The sequence below is a fragment of the Methylocystis sp. genome (genome assembly GCF_051061285.1).
Lineage (GTDB): Bacteria > Pseudomonadota > Alphaproteobacteria > Rhizobiales > Beijerinckiaceae > Methylocystis.
In genome coordinates, this window is sequence record NZ_JBPFEA010000031.1 from 166,473 (window position 1) to 187,228 (window position 20,756).

Here is a 20,756-nt window from a genome sequence, read left to right on the forward strand (position 1 = left end):
CCTTGCAACGTCACATTACTGCTAGGGCAAAGTTTGTCACGGCTCTGTCATCCAGCGTTGGCTTCACTGTCGCCCGAAACTTAACCGGGGGATTGAATTATGAAACTTGGAGTTGGACAACGCGCGCTCGCCATCGCTGCGTTCGGCTTATATGCGACGGCTTCGGCCACTCCGGCCGTGGCGGACACCGCGTCCGAACTTCGCGAGTTGAAGGCGCGGCTGCAGCAGCTTGAAGCGCAGGTCGCCAAGCAGCGCGCCGAGGTCAAGCGGGCGACCAACGTCGCCAACGCCGCAACAGTGGCGGCCGTGAAAGGACCCCCGGGTCCGCCGCCGCCGCCGCCCGTCTTCGTCAGCTTCAGGAACGGTCTGTTCGTCGAAACGGCGGATAAGGCATACAGCTTCAAAGTCGGCGGCCGTGTTCAGGTTGACGGCGGCGGCATCACCAATCCGATCGGCGTTCCGCCGAACTATGGTTATACCGGCCAGGCAGGCATCCGTCGCGCTCGTCTCGAAGTTGAAGGCGTCGCCGCGAAAATCTGGTTCTACAAGCTGCAATATGACTTCGCCGGCTCGGGGTTAGCCGGCATCCGCGACGCTTATGTCGGCCTGAAGATCCCGAACAGCGAACTTCCCTACGCCACGAGTCCGGTTTGGATCCACGTCGGCTCGACATACGAGCCGTTCAGCCTGGACGCGATGAACTCGTCGAAATATATCGATTTCATCGAGCGCCCGATGGCGGTCCCAGGCTTCGCGCCCTTCCGTCATATCGGCGTCTCCGCCGCGAGTCACGGCGAAAACTGGACGGCCAGGGCGGGCGTTTTCACGGCGAGCTTCGAGGACGCCAACTTCGCCCCCACTTTGATCGGCGCTCCGGCGACCTACTGGGCGCCGGTGCCGCGCGGCGGCGGTCAATATTTCGATGTGACCGGCCGTTTCACCTATGCGCCGATCAAAACCGAGCATGAGGTTCTCCATCTCGGCGTCGCCGGCCGTTATCACCAGCCGAACGACGCCAATGGACTCAGCGATGACCGCATGCTGCGCGTCGGCAACCGCGAGCGTTCCGAGGCGAATATCCTCGGCATGCAAACACTGGGCACGCCCGACCTTTCCTGCAGCACGGTTTCATTCCCGACCGTCAACGGTAACGGCATTGCCCTCGCAAACACTGGACTGTCGGGCAAATGCGTCAACAACGAAGTCCAGTACGGCTTCGAACTGGCCGCCGCCTGGGGTCCGCTTTCAATGCAGGCTGAATATATCGGCATGCAGGTGAACCGTAACCCCAGCAAAATGCTGCAGGCGGCGCAACTCGGCGTCTTTACGCCGGGCGGCTCCTCGGCCTATTTCAACGGTTTCTATGGATACGGCCAGTGGTACATCACCGGCGAGGAGCGCGCCGAAGCCTACAGCGTGAAGGACAAGAACGGCGCGTCCTTCGAGCAGATCAAAATTATCAACCCCTTCAGCAAGGGCGGCCCCGGCGCCATCAGCATCGCCGCCCGATACAGCGCGATGAATCTCAACAGCGGTCGCTGGTCGGGTTCGGGCCTCTTCAACATGTTGACCTATAGCCAGGTCGTCTTGGGGAACAGTACGGCGACTTCGCTCATCGCCAATCAGGCGGGCATCGCCGGCGGCCGGCAGCAGAATACGACCTTAGGCATCAACTGGTATCCGGACAACGGCTTCCACTTCCAGGCGAACTGGACGCATGTGCTGCATTGGTCCGCGCCGCTGGGCGCGTCCTCCGCATCCATTCTTGCCCTGCCGGCCGGCTTGGCGGCGCTCCAAGGACGCTATCAGAGCCAGGCGCATCCGGACCTGTTCGAAGTCCGCGCTCAAGTTTACTGGTAGACGCAGCTCTCTCTCTCTGTCTCTCTCAGTTGGCCCGCCGAGCTCTTGGCCCGGCGGGCCTTTTCTTTGAGAAAACGTTAAATGGTTTGAGCGGTTGAATCGCCAAACGGGAGGCGCTTGCGGGCGCTGTTTCAGATCCGCCGAATAGCCCAGGATTGTCTTCGCTCGTGTTCAGCCACGTCCGCCGTGCGTCGTCGCTGAAAGCCTTATGCCTGACGGAACGGCCCTTGAGCGGACCGGCTAAACGGCAGGCGAAAAACAATGCTAACCATTCGTTAAGGTTAACGCCGCACCCTGTCGCCGAACGTAAAGGGACGTCCGGGGCTTGGCGATTCGGCGAGAGAAGCAAGCAGTCGTCCTGGCGGCGATAGGGGCATTGCTCTCGACAGGCGCTCGCGCATCCGAGAGCGCGATCGAGGCGCGATTGCGTATCCTTGAAGCGGAGATCGCCAGGCTTCGTCCGCTGGAAGCCGAGGTCGCCAAGCTTCGTCAGGAGGCGCGGCAGGCCAAATCGTCGTCGCGATACACGTCCTCGAAAGACCGTTCACAGCAGAGCGAAACGAATATCGCCAACGCCGCGGCGTCCAAGGGGTCGTCCGATACGCCCCCACGGCCGCCGGTGTTTGTCAGCTTCAAGAACGGCCTCTTCGTCGAGACTGAAGACAAGGCGTATAGCTTCAAAGTCGGCGGCCGCATCATCATCGACGGCGGCGGCATCGCTCTGCCGCTCAACGGTTTCGACAATCAGGTCGGCGGGCGCCAGCTTCGGCTCGAGGTCGAAGGCAAGGCCGCGAAGATCTACTTCTACAAGCTGCAATACGACTTCACCGGTACAAGCCAGATCACCGGCGTCAATCACGTGTACGGCGGCATTCGCGACGCCTATTTTGGCATCCAAAGCCCGCTGTTCACGCTGCCTTTCGCCAAGGAGCCGGCCTACGTCATGGTCGGCAGCATGTTCGAGCCGTTCAGCGTCGAGGCGATCAATTCCTCAAAATACCGCGACTTCATCGAACGCTCGCTTGCGGTCGACACCTTCCAGCCGGATCGTCATATCGGCCTTGCAATGGGCGCCTACGGCGACGACTGGACCTTCAAGGGCGGCATCTTCAGCACCAGCTTCGGCGATGCGAGCCTGAACCCCGCGCGCGGTTATCCGGCGACCTGGGGCATTCCGCGACTTTACATACCCAACGCGGGCGGAGGCGCGCCATTCCCGTCCAATACGACTTGGTTCCAAGCCACAGGAGGCGGTCAGTATTTCGACGTGACCGGCCGCTTGACCTATGCGCCGATCCACACCGAGCATGATCTCCTCCACGTCGGGGCCTCCGGCCGGTACCATCAGCCAAACGACTCCACGGCGGTGAACAACGACCGGGTCCTTGCGCTGGGCAACCGCATCAGATCGGAAGCCAATATCCTCGGCCAGGGCCTCATTGGCACGCCGGATCTTTCCTGCGGAACGATCGTGGGGCCAATCCCCCAAAACCTCTTCAACAGCTCCGCCTTCGCCGGAAAATGCACCAAGAGCGTCGAATCCTTCGGCGTTGAATTGGCGGCGTCGCATGGGCCGTTCGGCATCCAGGCGGAATATTTCGGCGCCTTTTACAACCGCGATCAAAATGCGATCAACCGTGCGACCTATCTAACGGCGGCTTCGGCGGCGACCGGCGCCATTCCCGTTAACGGCTCTCTGGTTCCGTTCAATCCGGGGGGACGGTCGGCCTATTTCGACGGCTATTACATCCAGGGCACGTATTGGATCACCGGCGAGGAACGCGCGCAGTCCTATGATATCCGCGACAAGAACGGCGCAACCTTTAATCAGCTCAAGATCAAAAATCCCTTGAGCGCAGGCGGTTATGGCGCCTGGGGCTTGGCTGCGCGCTTCAGCTCCGTTGACCTCAACAATGGGCCCTACAACGGGAATACCCTCTATAACCTGCTGGCGCTCACGACTTTCGTCACGCCAAATCCATTCGCCCGGACCTACATCGCCAACGCCGGGATAAACGGCGGCCGTCAGCAGAATCTTACGATCGGCGTGAACTGGTACCCGGACGCGGGCGTCGCATTCCAGGCGAACTGGACGCGCGTGATGAACATCGTTTCGCCATTGAACCTATACAACGGTGGTCCGCTGCCCATGCTTCTCGGCGCCAATTATACCGGCGCGCATCCCAATTTGTTTGAGGTTCGCGCCAAGGTTTATTGGTAAGCCGCGCCACTTTCAGGCAAAACGACCGCCGGCGGGCGTTTCCTTGTACGCCCCGCGATGCTATATCTCGTGGAATCTAATCCGCCGAAAGGGAGCGTTCGGCTTCGCCGATGAGGTCGCTTGTGACGACGCTCAGGCGCCTCGTGGGGCGTCCATTTCCCCGGCGCTACGGGTCGAGAACGCGCATGAACCGCTATAACCGCCAGCCTCAGCCCGCTGAAGAGGCTGTCGTCGAATATCTCGACGGCGAATATCGCGTGCGCAAGCCCGGCGCCTATGTGCGCTGCGCCGTGACCGGCGAGCCAATTCCGCTCGAGGATCTGCGCTATTGGAACGTCGATCTGCAGGAGCCTTACAGCGGGCCGCACGCCAAGCTGATGCGTCTTGGCGTCAAGAAGCCCGATTAAGGATCGGAAAGGCGCGCGCTTCATCCGCCTTGCGCAGCCCGCGAAGCGCCTCGTCGAGAACGACGGCGTCATCGAAAACGAGAGTGACGGGCAGCTTATCGACGCCGAGCGTCGCAAGGTGACCGCCCATTCGCGCCGCATCCTTTTCCGTCGTGACGAGCCGCGCGCCCTGTTCCTGCCGCAACTTCGATAGCATCGCGTAATCTCTTTGCGTGAATCGGCGGTGATCGGCGAATGAGACCCGCGCCGCGACTTCGGCGCCGGATGCCTCCAACAAGCTGAAGAATTTCTCTGGCCGCGCGATTCCCGCGAAGGCGACGACGCGCGTGCCTTGCATCGCTTCGGCGGCATTCGCGTCGGGCGCCAAACGCGCGGCGAAGACAGGCTTGTTGGCCCGCATAGCGATGTCGCGCGCGCGCGCGCCATCGCCGATGACGACCAGAATATCCGCCGCCGCAAGCTGCGCATCGAGCGGCGCGCGCAACGGACCGGCCGGGATGCAGCGGCCATTGCCCGCGCCATAGTCCGAGTCGATCACAATGAGCGTCAGGTCGGCCGCGATGCGACGGCTGTGGAAGCCATCGTCGAGAATGACGACGGTGGCGCCGAGGCGCCGCGCCAGGTCTGCGCTCGCAAGTCGGTCTGCGCCGACGATCGTCGGCGCGACGCGCGCAAGCAGCAGCGCTTCGTCGCCGACGTCGTCCGCGCCGTGATGCGTCAAGTCCACGACGAAGGAGGACGTTCCGCCGCGCCTTCGGCGATAACCCCGGGTGAGAAGGGCGGGGCGCTCTCCCGCCGCCTTGAGACGGCGCGCGAGGGCGATGGCGAGAGGCGTCTTGCCGTCGCCGCCTGCGGTCAGTCCCCCAATGACAATCGTCGGTAAATTGGCGCGCGGCGCCTCGCGCGCGAGCCGCTTGCGTGCGATGCCGCCATAGAGCGCGCCGAGCGGAGACAGCAGCCGCGCCGCCGCGCCGTCTTCACGCCAGAAGGCGGGCGCGCGCATCTCAAACAGCGGCGCCGCGCGCGACGCTCATTGCTGGGCCACCGCCATTTGCGCGAGATAGGGTTCGACGGCGGTCATGATGCCGCGCGAGGCGCCGCCCAGTCTCTCGACAGTTTCGCCGGCGGCGCGCCCCATTTTACGCATGCGCGATGGTTCGGAGAGGAGATAGTGCGCGGCCCGCGCCAGCGATGCGGCGTCTGTAACGCGCGCAGCGGCTTTTGCGGCTGCGAGCTCGCCGTAGGCTTCGGTGAAGTTTTCGACATATGGGCCATGCAGGATGGCGCAGCCGAGCTTCGCCGGCTCGATTGGATTTTGTCCGCCGCCGCCGGGCAACAGCGACTTGCCCATCAGGACGACCCCGACGCTTCGGAAAATGAGGCCAAGCTCACCGACGCTGTCGACGATATAGACGTCGACGTCGCGTCGCGGTTCGCTTTCCTGCGAACGCAAGGCCGCAGTCAATCCTCTGGCGCGCGCGGCTTCGACGATCTCGACGCCGCGCTCCCAGCGCCGTGGCGCGATGATCGTCAGCAGCGACGGGGTTTGCGCGGCCATGTCGACATGCGCGTCGAGCACGAGATCTTCTTCGCCGGGATGGGTGGAGACCGCCGCCCATGCTGGCCGCGCGCCGATTGCGCCATTGAACTGGGCAAGTTTTGCAGAGTCGGCCGGCGGCGGCGGCACGTCGAATTTGAGATTGCCGGCGATGCGCACGCAACGCGCGCCGAGCGCCAGAAAGCGGGCCGCATTATCCGAATCCTGCGCGAGGCAAAGATCGACGGCGCCGAAGACGGATTTCGCCGCGCCGGGGACGGCGCGCCAGCGCTCGGCGGATTTGCGGGAGATGCGGGCGTTGGCGAGAACTAGCGGCGCGCCGCGCGCGCGCACGGCCGCGACGATATTGGGCCAAAGCTCCGACTCGGCGAAGACCGCGATGTCGGGACGCCAATGATCAAGGAAGCGTTCGACGAATTTCGGGGCGTCGATCGGCGCATATTGATGAAAGGCGCCCGCCGGCAAGCGCGCGCTGAGAACGCGCGCTGACGCGACGGTGCCGCTTGTCACGAGCACTTCGAGTCCGCGCTGAATGAAGCGGTCGATGAGCGGCAGCAGCGACAGGCTTTCACCCACGCTCGCGCCGTGCAGCCAGACGAGTCGTCCGCGCGGTCGGGGGCGATTCGACTCGCCCATGCGTTCAGCCAATCGCGCGGGATCTTCCTTGCCAAGGTTGGCCCGCCAATTGAGCACGGCGCTGGCGAAGGGCGTCGCCGCGATCGTCGCCAGCCGGTACACTGTCAGAAGCGACATGTTTCCAATCTATTAAGAATCCGGTCCACACATCTGACGGCGTCTTGTCCGCGCGCGTCGGGCCAACCCGGAATGACAACTCTATGCTTGGCAAAACCGGCGAATTTTGGAAGGCCGCCTATAGCTTCTCCACATCCGGATCGAGCAGCCGATAAAGGTGAACCACGAAATAACGCATATGCGCATTGTCCACCGTGGATTGCGCTTTCGCCTTCCATGCGGCGAGCGCGCTATCGTTGTCCGGATAGATGCCGACGATGTCGAGCTTGCTCGGATCGCGGAACGCGACGCCGTCGAGCGTTTCCAGCTCGCCGCCAAATACAAGATGCAACAGCTGTTTCTCTTTCTTCGCCGAGGTTGCTTGCGTCGTCTTGTTCATAATTTTCCTTCCAAGACCTCCCGCGCCAGCGCGAGGCTATCGTCGAACAGCGATTTCGGAGCCGCGATGAGCATGTCGCGGGCGAGTGACGCGCGATTATAGGTGAGCGCGACGCCCTCCGGCTCGCTCAACATGGCGCCCGCTTCCGCAAGGAGAATATCCGCGGCGGCGATGTCCCAGTCGCGCGCATTGGGCGCGGCGACCACGATATCATGCCGGCCGGAGGCGATATCGGCAAGCCGCAGCGCGAGCGAGGGAGTTCGCGGCGCCATCACGAATCCCCGTGGCGACGCCGCCAACCGGTCCTGCATCGCACGAGGCGCGACGAGCGCCGCGCCGGCGATTTCGGCGCGCTGCGGCGCGATGAGGGGGGAGCCGTTGAGGAAGGCGCCGAGCCCAAGCGCGCCGACATAAGTCTCGCCCAGCGCCGGCGCGTGGATGATCCCGGCGACCGGCCGGCCGCCAACCACCAGAGCGATGGAAACCGACCAGCGCGCGTCGCCGCGCGAGAACGCCAGCGTTCCATCGATCGGATCGACCACCATCAAGGCGTCGCGCGTCAGGCGCTCGGCCGTGTCGGCGCTCTCTTCAGAAAGCCACGCCGCCTCTGGCGCGATCCGCGCCATCTCATGGAACAGGAACCGATCGACCGCGAAATCGGCCTCGGTGACCGGCGAGCCGCCGTATTTGTAGGAAACCGCCGCGGTCGTCCGCTCGCCCGCGCGGAAATACGCCATGGCGATGTCGCCGGCCCTGCGCGTGACGCTCTCGAGTTGTGGAAGAAAAGCGGCGAGTTCCGCCTGGCTGGAGCCCATCATGAAGAGGAGTAGGCGAGGCGCCGGCGGGCCGCAAGCGGGCGCGTTGCGCGGAATAGGAGCAATTTGAACGAATTCGTTTTCATGGACTTCACCCTCATCGCCTAAATCATGCGTAGAAGCAATGATTTACGTGCTGTTCACCAGGCTTTTTAGCGCCTTCGCGGGCAGGCTGCGGCAATATGGAGCCGAGACGGAATTCAAGCCGCAAGGAGCGATCGATGGTTGAGGCCAATACTGCGCGCAGGATCGAGGAAACGGTCTTTGTTCAGCGTGATCGCCGCGCCGACGGCGGGGCGCGGCGCATCCGCGTCACTCGCGACGATGTTTTGATCTCCCGCCGCTTCAGCGGCATCTCCATGGTCATCTCGGTGCCTGTCATCGCCTATTGCGGCGTCGCGCTCGAGGTGCAGCCCGCGGACGACGGATCGGCGCGCTACGTTCTTTCGCTGGCGCACAGCGACCCGGACCTCGACATTCTTCTCGGCGAGACTCAAGACTGCGGCGCCGCCGCCTCCGACTGGCGTCACTGGGCGGCCTGGCTTGGACTGCCGCGGGTCACCGAGGAAGATGGCGCGCTGCGTTCGCGCGAGAGCGTTGGCGAAGAGATCGCCGCCGCCTTCCTGCGCCGGCGCTGCGAGACCAGTTTGGGCAAGCGTCGTCCGCGATTTCTCATGCGCCGCAAGGCTGGCGACTCCCGCCGCACGAAGGTCGTGTATGGCGCAGAGCGCGAGATCATTTCTTATGAGTGAGGCGACTCCTGCGCGGCCGACGCGCCAAGGACGATCTTCTCGAAGCCTTCGCGGATGTCCTGCTCCTTGAGCTTCCTGCCAATGAAGACGAGGCGCGATTCGCGCTTCTCTCCTTCTTTCCATTCTCGCTGCAAATCGCCATCGAGGATCTGATGGACGCCTTGGAACACGAACCGCCGCGGTTCGTCCTTGAAGGCGATGATTCCCTTGCTGCGCAGAATGTCCGGTCCGTCGCGCTGAATCAGATCGTTCAGCCAGGGGACGAACCGTTCAGGATCGACCGGGCCGTCGTGGCGGATCGAGACGGAATGCATCTCGTCGTCATGGAAATGCTTCATCCCGGCGTGAGGCGCGTGATGATTTTCATGTGCGTGGCCATGGTCGTGCTGATGATCATGGTCGTGATGATCATGGCCGCAATCTGGACTGCACTCATGATCGTGGCCATCGTCATGATCGTGACTCGACTCCTCGGCTTCGAGGAACGCCGGCTCGATCTCCAGAATCCGGTCGAGGTCGAAGGCGTTGCGCTCCAAAACCGCCTGCAGGGGAACGTCCGACCTCACCGCCCGATGCAAAGCGGCGTAGGGATTGATCGCGCGGATGCGGCCTTCGACTTCCGCGAGTTCATCGGCTGAAACAAGATCGGTTTTGTTCAGGACGATCACGTCGGCGAAGGCGATCTGACTCTTCGCTTCCGGCGCGTCCTTCAGCCGTTCGCTGAGCCATTTGGCGTCCGCGACCGTCACCACCGCGTCGAGCCGCGCCGCCTCCTTGACGTCAGCGTCCATGAAGAAGGTCTGCGCGACGGGCGCCGGATTGGCGAGCCCCGTCGTCTCGACGACGATCGCGTCGAACTTGCCGCGTCGGCGCATCAGGCCCTCGATGATGCGAATGAGATCGCCGCGCACGGTGCAGCAGATGCAGCCGTTGTTCATCTCGAAGACTTCTTCGTCGGCGCCGACGACAAGGTCATTGTCGATGCCGATCTCGCCGAACTCATTGACGATGACGGCGTAGCGCCGGCCATGCTGCTCGGTGAGAATGCGATTGAGAAGCGTCGTCTTGCCGGCGCCGAGATAGCCGGTGATGACGGTAACGGGGATCTTGTCGGTCATTTTTTCTCCTGCGGAGAAGGCAGCCGGGCAGTCGGTAGTCGGCATTGGGCCGTCGGAACTCCGATTGACTGCTGCCCACTGCCGACTGCCGCCTAGGGCGCCAGGGCTTTCGTCAATTGTCTTACATTGTGGCGCATCATGTCGATATAGGTAGCGCCATCGCCCTTGGCGTCGGACAGCGCATCGGAATAGAGCACGCCGCCCATCCGGGCGCCGGTCTCGCTGGCGATGCGCTTGGCGAGGCGCGGATCAGCGATATTCTCGATGAAGACCGCCGCAACCTTATGCGCCCTGACCGCGTCGATGATCTTCGCGACGTCGCGAGCGCTGACGTCTGCCTCCGTCGACACGCCCTGCGGCGCGATGAACTCGACGCCGTAACGCGCGGCGAAATAGCCGAAGGCGTCATGGGTCGAAACGACGCGGCGACGCTCCTGGGGAATGGCGGCGATCGCCTGCTGGATTTCCGCGTCGAGCGCGTCGAGCTTGGCGAGATAGGCGTCGGCGTTGGCCTTATAGGTCTGGGCGCCCTCAGGATTGACGGCCGTCAGCGCTTCCCTGATCGCCTCGACATAAACTTTGGCGTTGGCGACGTCCTGCCAGGCGTGCGGATCTTGTCCCTCTTCGTCCTTTCGCGCAGTGACGCCTTTGCCTAAGGTGAACACTTCGCCCTTGCTTTTGGCGGCGGTGACGAGGCGGTCGAGCCAGCCTTCAAATCCGAGCCCGTTGACGAAAATCAGCCGCGCCTGCGCGATGCTGCGGCCGTCGGCCGGACTGGGCTGGTAGACATGGGCGTCGCCGTCGGGCCCGACGATGGTGGTGACGGAAACCCGGTCGCCGCCGACCTGCCGCACAAGATCGCCGATAATCGAAAAGCTGGCGACGACGGGAATTTTCTGACCTTGCGCCATCGCGGGCGCGACGAGCGCGGCGAGTGAAAACGCGAGCGCGCTGCGGCGTGTATGCATCGCTTTCATCCTTCGAGATGCCGGCGCGGCCGTTTCAACCGCAGCACGCCGCCGGCGCGGCCAAAAATCATCGAGAAAAAATAGACGACGCCCGCGGCGAGAATGATGGCGGGTCCGGTCGGCGCGCTGGTCTCGTTGGAGAAGACGAGACCGCCGTAACAGCAGAGGGCGCCGATCGCCGCGGCGAGGGGCAGGGCGATGGCGAGATCGCGCGTCCACAACCGCGCCGCAGCGGCGGGAAGCATCATCACGCCGACGGCCATCAGCGTGCCGAGCGCATGAAAGCCCGCGACGAGATTGAGCACCACCAGCGCGAGGAAGAGGAACGGCGTGAATTCGCCAAATGCGCTCGTCTGCCGCAAGAACAGAGGATCGAGCGTATCCAACACCAGCGCTCGGTAGAAAACCGCCAGCAGAATGAGCGTGACGGTCGAGACGCCGACGAGCAGCAAAAGCGCCGCGTCGTCCAGTCCGACGACCGAGCCGAAGAGCACGTGCAGCAGATCGACGTTTGAGCCGCGCAGCGATACGAGCGTCACGCCCAGCGCCAGCGAGACGAGATAGAAGGCCGCCAGCGACGCGTCCTCGCGCAGCGTCGTAAATCGGGAGGCCGCGCCGGCGGCGAGCGCGACGACGAGTCCGGCGAAGAGGCCGCCGAAGGTCATCGCCGGCAAAGACAGGCCGGCGACGAGATAGCCGACGGCGGCCCCGGGCAGGATCGCGTGGGACAGCGCGTCGCCGGCAAGCGACATGCGCCGAAGGATCAAGAAGACGCCGAGCGGCGCGCCTGAAAGCGCGAGCGCCAAGGAGCCGACAAGCGCCCGTCGCATGAATTCATAATCGGTGAATGGCGTGACGAAGACGTCAGTGAACATGCAGCTTATCTTCGGCGTCAAACTCATCGCGAAGACATTCGCGCGCGCGCTCGTCGAAGGCTTCCGACATCGCGCGCGCGCGGACGAGATTCTTTTCGCAAAGGGCGTCGCGCGTGTCGCCCCAGAATATGCACTCGCGGGCAAGTAGCAGCGTGCGCGGGAAGGCGCGGCGGACGATGTCCAATTCGTGGAGAACGGCGACGACGGTGCGCCCTTCGGCGCGCCACCGCGCGATCAAGACCAAAAGATCGTCGATCGTCGCTGCGTCGATCGCGCCGAAAGGCTCGTCGAGGAGAATCACTGGCTGATCCTGGACGATCAGCCGTGCGAACAGCGCCCGCTGCATTTGTCCGCCGGACAAGGTTTCGAGCGTCCGCGATTCGAAGCCGACAAGTCCGACCGTTTCGATCGCAGCGCCCACCCGAACCTGCTCGGCCGCGTTCAGCGCCCCGAAAAGACCGACGCGCGCCAGAGCGCCCATGGCCACGAAATCGCGCACATTGATCGGGAAAGCGCGGTCAATGTCGACGATCTGCGGCAGATAGGCGACGGCGCGCGGCGACAGGGCGCCGAAATGGATGTTGCCGCCAAGCGGCGTCAGCAGCCCGGCGAGCGCTTTGAGCAGCGTCGACTTGCCGGCGCCGTTCGGGCCGCAGACGGCGAGTCCTTCTCCAGGGGCGATTTCGCCCTCAAGGTGATGAACCGCGGGGCGACGATCATAGCCGAGGGTGAGATTGACGAGCCGGATCGCCGGCGCATTGGCGGCCGCGCTCAATGCAGCGCCCAGTAGGCGCCTGCCCACAAGGCCGCAAGAAGCAGCGCGGCGACGATAACCCGGGCGCCGGCGGAAGCTCCGAGAGCTGTGAGCCGCGCCTCTCGAGCGCCGGCGGCTGCGCCGGCGCGCACATGCTGGGGCAGGGCGCGTTCTTGCGTCGTCATGTCGAACATAACCAATGTTATATTATAACGCCGGGATTGAACAAGGAGTCATGCGCCTCGCCAGCGCGGCTAGGCGCCGGGGAGCGCCGCGTTAAGTATAGGTAGAGGCGCGTTCGCGCCAATCGGCCGTGGACAGGGGAAGGCGATTCTGTTATCCCGTGCCGCACGGGTCAGGCGCTCCGTCAGCGCCCGGAGACCTATTCCCTATCAAGGCCGCTCAACGACGGAGCCGTCGCGGCGGGTCCCAAACACAGGATGGATACGTGCAAGTTCTCGTTCGCGACAACAATGTCGATCAGGCGCTCAAGGCTCTGAAAAAGAAGATGCAACGCGAGGGCATCTTCCGCGAAATGAAACTGCGCGGTCATTATGAAAAGCCGTCCGAGAAGCGCGCGCGCGAGAAGGCCGAGGCGGTCCGTCGCGCCCGCAAGCTGGCCCGCAAGAAGCTCCAGCGCGAAGGCCTGCTGCCGGTGAAGGCGAAGCCGGTCGGCGCACGCTGATCCGGCTAGAGCCGTCGAATTCTCGCCGGATTGCAAGCGCCTTTTAAATTTGCGCATAGAAGAGACACGGGGAAGACGTATTGCGGCTGGGAGGATCTGAAGGCGTGGGCTTTTGCCGTGCGGCGACGTTGCGTCGCCCAGCTTCGCTCCTATCTGGTCAGGCCCTAACGCGCGGCGCGGCGGCGCTCGCCATCGTCGCTCTGGCGGGCTGCGAAACCGCGAGCGGCATCCGGCCGCCGGGACGCGGCATCGCCGAGATCGCCGACACCGACCCGAACTCCGCCTCCGTCAACATTAATTCGCTCAGCGAAGTGATTCGGCGCAATCCGTCGAGCGCTGAGGCCTACAACACCCGTGGCGTCGCTTACGCTCGGGTCGGCCGGTTCCAAGAGGCGGTCGCCGACTTCACGCAGGCCATCAAGCTCGAGCCAAGTAATTCGGCGGCCTACACCAATCGTGCGCTCGCGCTCCGCCAAATGGGCCAGAGCGACGCCGCCCGCGCCGACTTCGACCGAGCGATCGAAGTCAATCCCAAACATGCGCCGGCTTACGTCGGTCGCGCCAACCTGCTGCGCGCCCAGGGCAACCTTGATCAGGCGCTTGCCGATCTCGACCAGGCCATTCGCCTCAATCCCGAAAGCGCGCAGGCGTTTCATGCACGCGGGCTGATCCATCAGAAACACGGCGATGATGCGCGCGCCGTGACCGATTTCGACAACGCCATCGACCGCGATCCCTTTGCGGCGGCGCCCTACCTGGCGCGCGGCGAAAGCCTGGTCACACTCGGCAAATACGACAAGGCGGTCGAGGATTTCAACGCCGCGCTCAACGTCGACAGCAAGAGCGCGCTCGCGTGGGCTTGGCTCGGCGTCGCTTACGACAAGAGCGGCAACCGCTCCAAGGCGCGGGAATCCTTTCAGCGCGCGCTCACGCTCGATCCGCAGCAGCCCCTCGCCAAACAGGGCATGGGACGCGGCTAGCGGGTTCCGAGAACGTTGACAGACTTTTTCGCTGAGAACCTGCTCCAACATTCTGATTTTGAGCGATTCCTAATCGGTCACATGATTCCATGTGATCGGGACGCGCTCTAGTCTCGCGAAACGCGCTGGTCCTCGCGCCATTGCCGGTAAATCGCAATCGCCAAGGCGACGGCCAGCACCAGGACGCAGCCGGCGATCGAAAGCCCAATTTCGAGCGCGCCGTGGTTCGTGACATGCACGAATGTGGGCAGGGCTGGGTCGGCGCCCGCCATATCGCCCGCGACCCAGCCGAGAAGGCCTGCGCCGGCCCAGACCAGCGCCGGAAATCTCTCCAGCACCTTCAGCAGCGCGCCCGCGCCGAACATCACGATCGGCATCGAAACGAGAAGCCCGAAGACGATGAGATTGGTCGAGCCATGCGCCGCCGCCGCGATGGCGATCACATTGTCGAGCGACATCACGGCGTCCGCCATAATGATTGCGCCGACCGCGCTCCAGAGGTTGGGTTTGGCCTTGACGTCGGAATGCTCGGCTTCGTCGATCAGCAGTTTCACGGCGACGATGAGCAGCAGAATGGCGCCGACAATTTTCAGATAGGGAATCGCCATAAGCTCGACGACGACGAGCGTGAAAGCGATGCGCAGAATGACGCCGCCAAGCGCGCCCAGAAATACGCCCCAGCGTCGCTGACGCACCGGCAGTTGCCGGCACGCAAGCGCAATCAAAATTGCATTGTCGCCCGAGAGCAGCAGGTTGATCCAGATGATCTCGAAGACTTCCCAGCCGAGGTTCAATTCCGGAGACATGCGCGCTTCTTACCTGCTGGGCGAAGCCCATTGCTGCGATTGCCGACGATCGGAGTCGCTAAGACGATTCCGTCTCGCCGCAATCCGCCTGATGCATTGGCGATGGGCGACTGGGGCCACCTGATGACTGAAGCTTTTCATCTGGAGGCGCCGCGCATCTCACACTTGCATTAGCGGCATTTTACCGAAGAAGGAAGACGTCGCTAAGCTTGTGTAGCCGCCGATTTTTGGGTTTTCGCGAGGAACAAGGGGCTTCACCCTGTGTTCTTTTGGGAAAGGCGCGGCAAGTTCGACAATGGCGTCGGCTAAGTGCGCGCTGCAGGAGGTTACTATGGGCATGGCACAGCCAAACGCCAACCTTATCTCCAGCGATAAGGTCGAAGGCACGGATGTGTATGACGCGGCCGGCAACAAGATTGGCGAAATCGATCACCTGATGATTGATCGCGTCTCTGGTTCGGTTCGATACGCGATTATGACCTTCGGCGGCTTTCTTGGCATCGGCGAAGGCGAGCATCCCTTGCCCTGGAAGGCGTTCCGTTACGACACCAATCTCGGCGGATACATCGCGGATGTGACGGAAGAGCAACTGCGGAACGCTCCTGAATTCGCAGGCGAAGAAAGCTGGAGCGATCGCGATTGGGAAAGCCGGCTGCACAGGAACTACGGGTCCTCCCCCTATTGGGAAGACACCACGACGTCGACGATGTCGAGAGACCGGTGACGTCTGAGTGACTTTGACCAAAGCGGGAACCCGCGGTAGGGCGGAGCCATAGCTGGCTCCGCCCTTTTGCCGCCTATATGGCGTCGAAAGAGTCCGAAAGGCATCGACATGCGTATTGGAGCCGCCGCACTTTTGCTTTTCTGCGTTTTGGGCTGTGGCGTCGCCGTCGCGAGGGCGGAAGACCGTCGTAGCGCAGAGCAAGACCGTCGAAGCGCGGAGATAGAATCAACTCTCCAGCGCATCAAACTTCCTCCAGGCTTCTCGATTTCGCTCTATGCTCTAGCGCCGCGGGCGCGCACGCTCGCCATTGGGCGAGAAGGAAAGACGATTTTTGTCGGCGCCGAGGAGAAGGACGTCTATGCGATCACGCCCGGCGAGAAGATGGCCGTTGCGGTCGAACGCTTCGCGCCGTCCATGCCATTCACGATGCCGCATGGCGTTTGCTTCTCAAACGGGGGCGCGCTTTTTCTCGTTGAGCGTAACCGCGTCACACGGTTCGACGATGCGGAAAACACGTGGCGCGACGCGGCGGCGAACGCCAAGATCGTCGTAAAATCAGGCGATCTCATTCCAAGGAACGAAGAGAGCCGCGGCCATTCCTCCCGCGTGTGCCGCGTCGGACCTGACGACAAGCTCTACATTTCGCTTGGCCAGCCGCACAATGTCACGCCGCGAGACAAGCTCGCGCTTTACGAGAAGACGGGAATCGGCGGCGTCATTCGGATGAATCTCGACGGATCGCAGCGCGAAGTCTTCGCAACCGGCATTCGCAATTCCGTCGGCATGGCGTTCGACACGGATGGGTCGCTCTGGTTCACCGACAATCAGGTCGACTCGATGGGCGACGATCGCCCGCCTGGCGAAATTAATCGCGCCGACAGGGCAGGATTGAACTTCGGCTTCCCCTGGTATGGCGGCGGACATGTGCGCACCAACGAATATGCGCGCGCCGAGCCGCCGAAGGACGTCGTCTTCCCTGTCGTGGAGACCGCGCCGCATGCGGCTGATCTTGGCATCATGTTTTACCGCGGCGACATGTTTCCGAAGCAATATCGAGGCGCGATGTTTTACGCGCAGCACGGATCGTGGGACCGGAGCATCCCGATCGGCGCGCGCGTGATGGTCACGCGCGCCGGGACGACCGCGAGCACGCCCTTCGCCGAAGGCTGGAACGACGGTTCCGGTTCTTATTTGGGCCGGCCCGTCGACGTTGCAGAACTTGCGGACGGCTCGCTTCTCGTCACCGACGACCAGAACGGCGCGATTTATCGGATCACCTACCAGGCTCCGTAGGGCGCGTCGTGAGCGCGCGCCCGTCGTGACCCGTGCAGAGCGCCTCGATCATTCGACTCGCGTCGACGCCAGGCGTGTGGGCGAGAGTGAAATCGGCGGCTCGGCCCATTCCGCCGCGCTCGCTCAACAGCTGCAAGGTCCGGCCGATCTGCGCATCGAGATGACGGCGTAGCGCTACCTCGCCTTTTTCACGCAAGCGCGCCGCGCGCTCTTTGACGATCTGCGGCGCGACGTGCGGCATGCGCGCCGCCGGCGTTCCCGGACGTGGCGAGAAGGGAAAGACATGAAGATGCGTGAGACTGCAGGCGTCGACGATGTCGAGCGTGGCGTCGAACATCGCTTCCGTCTCGGTCGGAAAGCCGACGATGAAGTCGGCGCCAAAGATGATATCGGGCCGCCGCTTGCGCAGCGCGCGGCAGACCTCAATGGCGTGCTGTCGCGAATGGCGGCGCTTCATGCGCTTCAAGATCAGATCGTCGCCGGACTGCAGCGAAAGATGCAGATGCGGGCAAAGCCGCGAATCTTCCGCAAAAGCCTCGACGAGATCTGCGTCGACTTCAATGCAATCGACAGACGAGAGACGCAGCCGTTCAAGCTCTGGAAGGCGGCGCAGCAGCAGACGCACGAGGCGCCCGAGCGTCCAGCCTTCGCCAAGGTCGACGCCGTAGCTCGTGAGATCGACGCCGGTTAGCACGATCTCCTTCTTGCCGCTCGCGACAAGCGCGCGGGCTTGCGCCACGACCTCACTCGGTGGCGCCGAGCGCGCCGCGCCGCGTCCGAAAGGAATGATGCAGAAGGTGCAGCGATGATCGCAGCCGTTCTGCACGGCAAGCAGTCCGCGCGTGCCCTCAATGCTCGCAAGCGCGCGATTTGGCCCATGTTCGGCGAGAACCCGCGTCACCCCCTCGATCTCGGCGAAACCCGGCGGGTCGAGCCGCGCCGCGCAGCCAGCGACGACGATCTCGGCCTCGGGCCGATCCCGATGCAGGCGGCGGATCGCCTGACGGGCTTGCCGCGTGGCCTCGCCGGTGACGGCGCAGGTGTTGACGATCACCGTCTCGCGTGCGCTGGCGTGGGCTTTGGCGAGCTCCTGCGACTCGACGGCGTTAAGCCGGCACCCGAAGGTTACGACCTTGGCGTTGCGTAGCGGCGCGTTCACGCCACCACGCCCTGAAAAATGCGCGGATCAAGCGTCGTTTCGAATTCGAATTCGACCGGCCCCGTCATCAGCACATGATCGTCGGCCCGCCAATCGATCGTGAGATCGCCGCCCGGCAGGCGCAGACGCGCCGCGCGTTCGCTGCGCCCCGCGCGCGCGGCGGCGACGAGCGTCGCGCAGGCGGCCGAGCCGCAGGCCTTGGTCGCGCCGGTTCCGCGTTCCCAGACGCGCAGCAATATATCATCGCGCGCAAGCATCTGCGCGAAGGAGACATTGGCGCGTTCGGGAAAGAGCGGATGGCGCTCGATGCACGGGCCAAGCGACTCGAGATCGACCAGCATCGCGTTATCGACAAAGAATACGGCATGGGGATTGCCCATGCTCACCGCGCAGAAACGCGCCGGCGCGCCGGCGACCGGCGGGTCGAGCGTGATCTCGCGCGTATCCTCCACGGCGCGGGCGAGCGGAATCTCGCGCCAGCCCAGCCGCGGACAGCCCATGTCGACAGTGAAAACCGTATCGGCTTGCCGGCGTGTTTCGACGAGGCCGGCGTCCGTCTCCAGACGCAGCGTGTTCTTGCCTTCGCGCGCCAGCGCATAGGCCACGCAGCGCGTGCCATTGCCGCAGGCGGCGGAGAGAGAGCCGTCGACATTGTAGATGCGCATAAAGGCGTCGTCGCCCGGCCTGCGCGGGCTGTGGAGCGCCATCAGCTGATCGAAGCGCAGGCCCGGCGCGCTGGCGATGGCGCGCGCTTCCTGCGGCGCGAGCTCGTGCTCGCTCCCGCGCAAATCGAGAACGAGAATCTCGTTTCCCGCGCCATTCATGCGCAGAATCGGAAGATGGTCGAGCGGATGCGCCATGGGGCAGCTTTTCGCCTATTCTCCGGGAGACGCGCTCGTATATAGAGAAGGCTGCGCCGAAGCGCCACTGCGGCTCCCGCCGAACGCGCGTCGCATATGCGCGAAAAGGCCATGATGGCCGCTTAGGGACGCTCGACGATGGAAGAAGAACCGGGCTTACTGGACAGCCTGCGACGCCATTGGCGTGCGCTGGCGATCGTCACAGTTCTTATCGCGGGCGCCGCGATCTACTCCGAACGCGCGCTGGTTCAGGTCGCCGGCGTTGAGGAGGCGGACAAATCCGCCACGCCGCAAAAGCCTGCGCCGCCAAATGCGGCGCCAGACGCGAAATCCAGCGAGACGAGCGACGCCAAGCCTGGCGATGTGAAACCGGGAGAGGCAAAGCCAGGCGACGCGGCGCCGCCCACTGCCCACGACGAAGCGACGCAGGCCATGATGAGCCAGACCGTTGCCGTCGAGGCCCGACCCGCCGCCGTCTTCAAAGGACAGGGCAAGTGGGAGGACGCGGCGAAGACGATCAGCGAGGCGCTCGCCAAGCTCAACGACGCCGTCGGGACGGCGGGCCTTGCCGTCAACGGCCGGCCCATCGCCGTTTTCACCAAGACCGACGACACCGGCTTCGCCTTCGAGGCGATGGTTCCGCTTGCGGCGGCGCCGGAAGGCAAGCCCAAGCTGCCCGAGGGCGTCAGCATCGGCGCGTCGCCCGCCGGAAAGGCGCTTAAATTCCAGCATCGCGACTCCTATGACGAGATCGAGGCCACCTATGAGGCGATCGCCGCCTATCTCGACGAGAAGGGGCTCGATACGAAGGATCTCATCCTTGAGGAATATCTGACCGACTTTAAGGGCGACGACGCGACCATCGACGTCGATATTTATGTGTTTTTGAAGTGATGCATTATTTTGGAGCGTCGCCGCGCGAACGTTCCGAGAGTTCGGAAATGAAACAACGCCAGAGCTGTTGCGCGTCGTCGCCGAAGGCGATCTCGAATGACGGTTCGAACGCTTCGCCCGCTTCGAGTGCGCGAAGAAGCTGCAAAAACGCCTTCTCGTCGCGCATGCGCAGCCAGCCGACGAACATGCCCGCCTGCCGATAGGCGAGCCGCTGGCGCTGGGTGAGCGCATCGAGCTTCGGATCGCGCGGCGGTTCGCGTTCGAAGGCCAGCCCCGCGAAATCAATCCAGCGTCGACCGTCGAGCACGACGCGATAGCCGTCGCGGATCGCCTGCGCGGCTTCGGTTTCGCTCACGCCTTCAGCGCCGCCGCCGTTCGACGCCATTACCGCGAGACCTTCGGTGAACCATTGCGGCGGGCGCGGCGCGCCGAGCGGCCGCCAGCCCGAAAGATGCACATGCGACAGCTCATGCGTGAGAACGCCTTCAAGGCGATCGCGCTCCTTGCCGCACAGCGTCGGCGACAGAAGCGCCACGCCGGCCCGCGTCACGGCGGCGATGCCGGGATCGCCCATGCCGTTGGCGCTTCCGTAATTCTCATAGGACGTGTAGACGCCCACCACCGGCGGCTGTGCAAAGGTGCGCCCGTGTGCGGCCTCGATCTGCGCAATGGCGCGCGGCGCGATTTCCGCGACGGCTTCGGCGCAGCCCCGCGCCTCAGGCTCATAGTGAACGCGCGGATCGTCCGCGAAAGCGGGCAGTAGGCGAGGATCGTTCCAGGCGACGCGCGCGGCGAGGCGAAGGTCCGGACGCAAGGCCAGCGCCAACGCAGCCGCGGCGATGAACGCAAGCCCTAAACCCCACGCCTTCGTCATGATACGCGGCATGCCTGTCTC

21 protein-coding genes and 1 pseudogene are annotated in these 20,756 nt (G+C 63.8%); 9 read left to right on the forward strand and 13 right to left on the reverse strand.

Going from position 1 to position 20,756, the window contains the following annotated elements; all coding sequences use genetic code 11:
- Positions 1–99 precede the first annotated feature (99 nt).
- The 3 genes from ACR65T_RS11420 to ACR65T_RS11430 all read left to right on the forward strand — a co-directional run bounded on the left by ACR65T_RS11420 (position 100) and on the right by ACR65T_RS11430 (position 4,488).
- Positions 100–1,860 (forward strand): OprO/OprP family phosphate-selective porin, encoded by a 1,761-nt coding sequence (locus tag ACR65T_RS11420; protein WP_434496587.1) that lies wholly within the window; start codon positions 100–102, stop codon positions 1,858–1,860.
- 424 nt (positions 1,861–2,284) lie between these two features.
- Entirely contained in the window at positions 2,285–4,081 is a 1,797-nt protein-coding gene (locus ACR65T_RS11425; protein WP_434496588.1) for an OprO/OprP family phosphate-selective porin, read from the forward strand.
- Between the two features lie 185 nt (positions 4,082–4,266).
- Positions 4,267–4,488 (forward strand): DUF2093 domain-containing protein, encoded by a 222-nt coding sequence (locus tag ACR65T_RS11430; RefSeq protein ID WP_434496589.1) that lies wholly within the window; start codon positions 4,267–4,269, stop codon positions 4,486–4,488.
- Here the strand turns inward: ACR65T_RS11430 and lpxK are convergent.
- The 4 genes from lpxK to ACR65T_RS11450 all read right to left on the reverse strand — a co-directional run bounded on the left by lpxK (position 4,472) and on the right by ACR65T_RS11450 (position 7,996).
- Entirely contained in the window at positions 4,472–5,491 is a 1,020-nt protein-coding gene (lpxK, locus tag ACR65T_RS11435) for a tetraacyldisaccharide 4'-kinase (RefSeq protein WP_434496590.1), read from the reverse strand. The genes ACR65T_RS11430 and lpxK overlap by 17 nt on opposite strands.
- A gap of 27 nt (positions 5,492–5,518) precedes the next feature.
- Positions 5,519–6,799, reverse strand: coding sequence for a 3-deoxy-D-manno-octulosonic acid transferase (locus ACR65T_RS11440; RefSeq protein WP_434496591.1), 1,281 nt, complete (start codon positions 6,797–6,799; stop codon positions 5,519–5,521).
- A gap of 118 nt (positions 6,800–6,917) precedes the next feature.
- Positions 6,918–7,178 (reverse strand): DUF4170 domain-containing protein, encoded by a 261-nt coding sequence (locus ACR65T_RS11445; RefSeq protein WP_256033069.1) that lies wholly within the window; start codon positions 7,176–7,178, stop codon positions 6,918–6,920.
- Positions 7,175–7,996 carry a 3'(2'),5'-bisphosphate nucleotidase CysQ gene (locus tag ACR65T_RS11450; RefSeq protein WP_434496592.1) on the reverse strand — a complete coding sequence of 274 codons (822 nt, stop codon included), beginning with the start codon at positions 7,994–7,996 and terminating at the stop codon, positions 7,175–7,177. The genes ACR65T_RS11445 and ACR65T_RS11450 overlap by 4 nt, the downstream gene beginning before the upstream one ends.
- Positions 7,997–8,214: 218 nt before the next feature.
- Here ACR65T_RS11450 and ACR65T_RS11455 point away from each other — a divergent pair, with 218 nt between their 5' ends.
- Positions 8,215–8,745 (forward strand): DUF6101 family protein, encoded by a 531-nt coding sequence (locus ACR65T_RS11455; protein WP_434496593.1) that lies wholly within the window; start codon positions 8,215–8,217, stop codon positions 8,743–8,745.
- On the opposite strand, the gene ACR65T_RS11460 is transcribed toward ACR65T_RS11455, so the two are convergent.
- From ACR65T_RS11460 to ACR65T_RS11480, 5 genes are all read right to left on the reverse strand, one after another.
- Entirely contained in the window at positions 8,736–9,863 is a 1,128-nt protein-coding gene (locus tag ACR65T_RS11460; RefSeq protein WP_434496594.1) for a CobW family GTP-binding protein, read from the reverse strand. The two genes, ACR65T_RS11455 and ACR65T_RS11460, sit on opposite strands and share 10 nt — an antisense overlap.
- A 92-nt stretch (positions 9,864–9,955) precedes the next feature.
- The gene (locus tag ACR65T_RS11465) at positions 9,956–10,831 is read right to left on the reverse strand and encodes a metal ABC transporter substrate-binding protein (RefSeq protein ID WP_434496595.1); all 876 of its coding nucleotides are present in this window, start codon (positions 10,829–10,831) and stop codon (positions 9,956–9,958) included.
- 5 nt (positions 10,832–10,836) lie between these two features.
- Positions 10,837–11,706: a metal ABC transporter permease gene (locus ACR65T_RS11470; protein ID WP_434496596.1), complete on the reverse strand. Its 870-nt coding sequence runs from the start codon at positions 11,704–11,706 to the stop codon at positions 10,837–10,839.
- Complete coding sequence (locus tag ACR65T_RS11475; protein WP_434496597.1) at positions 11,696–12,508, reverse strand: metal ABC transporter ATP-binding protein; 813 nt, start codon at positions 12,506–12,508, stop codon at positions 11,696–11,698. The genes ACR65T_RS11470 and ACR65T_RS11475 overlap by 11 nt, the downstream gene beginning before the upstream one ends.
- Complete coding sequence (locus tag ACR65T_RS11480) at positions 12,478–12,645, reverse strand: hypothetical protein (RefSeq protein ID WP_175094858.1); 168 nt, start codon at positions 12,643–12,645, stop codon at positions 12,478–12,480. Before ACR65T_RS11480 ends, ACR65T_RS11475 begins: the two co-directional genes overlap by 31 nt.
- A 263-nt stretch (positions 12,646–12,908) precedes the next feature.
- Here ACR65T_RS11480 and rpsU point away from each other — a divergent pair.
- A pseudogene (gene rpsU, locus ACR65T_RS11485) lies at positions 12,909–13,133 on the forward strand (30S ribosomal protein S21); the annotation flags it as partial.
- A 116-nt stretch (positions 13,134–13,249) separates the two neighbouring features.
- Positions 13,250–14,125: a tetratricopeptide repeat protein gene (locus tag ACR65T_RS11490; protein WP_434496598.1), complete on the forward strand. Its 876-nt coding sequence runs from the start codon at positions 13,250–13,252 to the stop codon at positions 14,123–14,125.
- Between the two features lie 107 nt (positions 14,126–14,232).
- On the opposite strand, the gene ACR65T_RS11495 is transcribed toward ACR65T_RS11490, so the two are convergent.
- A complete protein-coding gene (locus ACR65T_RS11495; protein ID WP_434496599.1) occupies positions 14,233–14,931 on the reverse strand; it encodes a TerC family protein in 699 nt (232 codons plus the stop codon).
- Positions 14,932–15,262: 331 nt separating this feature from the next.
- Here ACR65T_RS11495 and ACR65T_RS11500 point away from each other — a divergent pair, with 331 nt between their 5' ends.
- Positions 15,263–15,655 carry a PRC-barrel domain-containing protein gene (locus tag ACR65T_RS11500; protein ID WP_175094861.1) on the forward strand — a complete coding sequence of 131 codons (393 nt, stop codon included), beginning with the start codon at positions 15,263–15,265 and terminating at the stop codon, positions 15,653–15,655.
- Between the two features lie 108 nt (positions 15,656–15,763).
- On the forward strand, positions 15,764–16,948 hold the full coding sequence (locus tag ACR65T_RS11505) for a PQQ-dependent sugar dehydrogenase (RefSeq protein WP_434496600.1): 1,185 nt from the start codon (positions 15,764–15,766) through the stop codon (positions 16,946–16,948).
- Here ACR65T_RS11505 and ACR65T_RS11510 read toward each other — a convergent pair.
- Together ACR65T_RS11510 and dapF are read right to left on the reverse strand one after the other, a co-directional pair.
- Positions 16,929–18,107, reverse strand: a complete 1,179-nt coding sequence (locus tag ACR65T_RS11510) for a MiaB/RimO family radical SAM methylthiotransferase (protein WP_434496601.1) — start codon at positions 18,105–18,107, stop codon at positions 16,929–16,931. The genes ACR65T_RS11505 and ACR65T_RS11510 overlap by 20 nt on opposite strands.
- Complete coding sequence (dapF, locus tag ACR65T_RS11515) at positions 18,104–18,967, reverse strand: diaminopimelate epimerase (RefSeq protein ID WP_434496602.1); 864 nt, start codon at positions 18,965–18,967, stop codon at positions 18,104–18,106. The genes ACR65T_RS11510 and dapF overlap by 4 nt, the downstream gene beginning before the upstream one ends.
- 138 nt (positions 18,968–19,105) lie before the next feature.
- Here dapF and ACR65T_RS11520 point away from each other — a divergent pair, with 138 nt between their 5' ends.
- Complete coding sequence (locus ACR65T_RS11520; RefSeq protein WP_434496603.1) at positions 19,106–19,861, forward strand: GyrI-like domain-containing protein; 756 nt, start codon at positions 19,106–19,108, stop codon at positions 19,859–19,861.
- Between the two features lie 4 nt (positions 19,862–19,865).
- Here the strand turns inward: ACR65T_RS11520 and ACR65T_RS11525 are convergent, their stop codons facing one another.
- Positions 19,866–20,747, reverse strand: coding sequence for a hypothetical protein (locus ACR65T_RS11525; protein ID WP_434496604.1), 882 nt, complete (start codon positions 20,745–20,747; stop codon positions 19,866–19,868).
- Between the last annotated feature and the right edge of the window lie 9 nt (positions 20,748–20,756).

Coding starts and splice junctions, on each gene's coding strand:
- ACR65T_RS11495 (WP_434496599.1), bottom strand. CDS start 14,931: ATGTCTCCGGAATTGAACCTCGGCTGGGAAGTCTTCGAGATCATCTGG.
- ACR65T_RS11520 (WP_434496603.1), top strand. CDS start 19,106: ATGGAAGAAGAACCGGGCTTACTGGACAGCCTGCGACGCCATTGGCGT.
- ACR65T_RS11430 (WP_434496589.1), top strand. CDS start 4,267: ATGAACCGCTATAACCGCCAGCCTCAGCCCGCTGAAGAGGCTGTCGTC.
- ACR65T_RS11525 (WP_434496604.1), bottom strand. CDS start 20,747: ATGCCGCGTATCATGACGAAGGCGTGGGGTTTAGGGCTTGCGTTCATC.
- dapF (WP_434496602.1), bottom strand. CDS start 18,967: ATGGCGCATCCGCTCGACCATCTTCCGATTCTGCGCATGAATGGCGCG.
- lpxK (WP_434496590.1), bottom strand. CDS start 5,491: ATGCGCGCGCCCGCCTTCTGGCGTGAAGACGGCGCGGCGGCGCGGCTG.
- ACR65T_RS11470 (WP_434496596.1), bottom strand. CDS start 11,706: ATGTTCACTGACGTCTTCGTCACGCCATTCACCGATTATGAATTCATG.
- ACR65T_RS11480 (WP_175094858.1), bottom strand. CDS start 12,645: ATGACGACGCAAGAACGCGCCCTGCCCCAGCATGTGCGCGCCGGCGCA.
- ACR65T_RS11450 (WP_434496592.1), bottom strand. CDS start 7,996: ATGATGGGCTCCAGCCAGGCGGAACTCGCCGCTTTTCTTCCACAACTC.
- ACR65T_RS11445 (WP_256033069.1), bottom strand. CDS start 7,178: ATGAACAAGACGACGCAAGCAACCTCGGCGAAGAAAGAGAAACAGCTG.
- ACR65T_RS11455 (WP_434496593.1), top strand. CDS start 8,215: ATGGTTGAGGCCAATACTGCGCGCAGGATCGAGGAAACGGTCTTTGTT.
- ACR65T_RS11465 (WP_434496595.1), bottom strand. CDS start 10,831: ATGCATACACGCCGCAGCGCGCTCGCGTTTTCACTCGCCGCGCTCGTC.
- ACR65T_RS11500 (WP_175094861.1), top strand. CDS start 15,263: ATGGGCATGGCACAGCCAAACGCCAACCTTATCTCCAGCGATAAGGTC.
- ACR65T_RS11440 (WP_434496591.1), bottom strand. CDS start 6,799: ATGTCGCTTCTGACAGTGTACCGGCTGGCGACGATCGCGGCGACGCCC.
- ACR65T_RS11505 (WP_434496600.1), top strand. CDS start 15,764: ATGCGTATTGGAGCCGCCGCACTTTTGCTTTTCTGCGTTTTGGGCTGT.
- ACR65T_RS11460 (WP_434496594.1), bottom strand. CDS start 9,863: ATGACCGACAAGATCCCCGTTACCGTCATCACCGGCTATCTCGGCGCC.
- ACR65T_RS11420 (WP_434496587.1), top strand. CDS start 100: ATGAAACTTGGAGTTGGACAACGCGCGCTCGCCATCGCTGCGTTCGGC.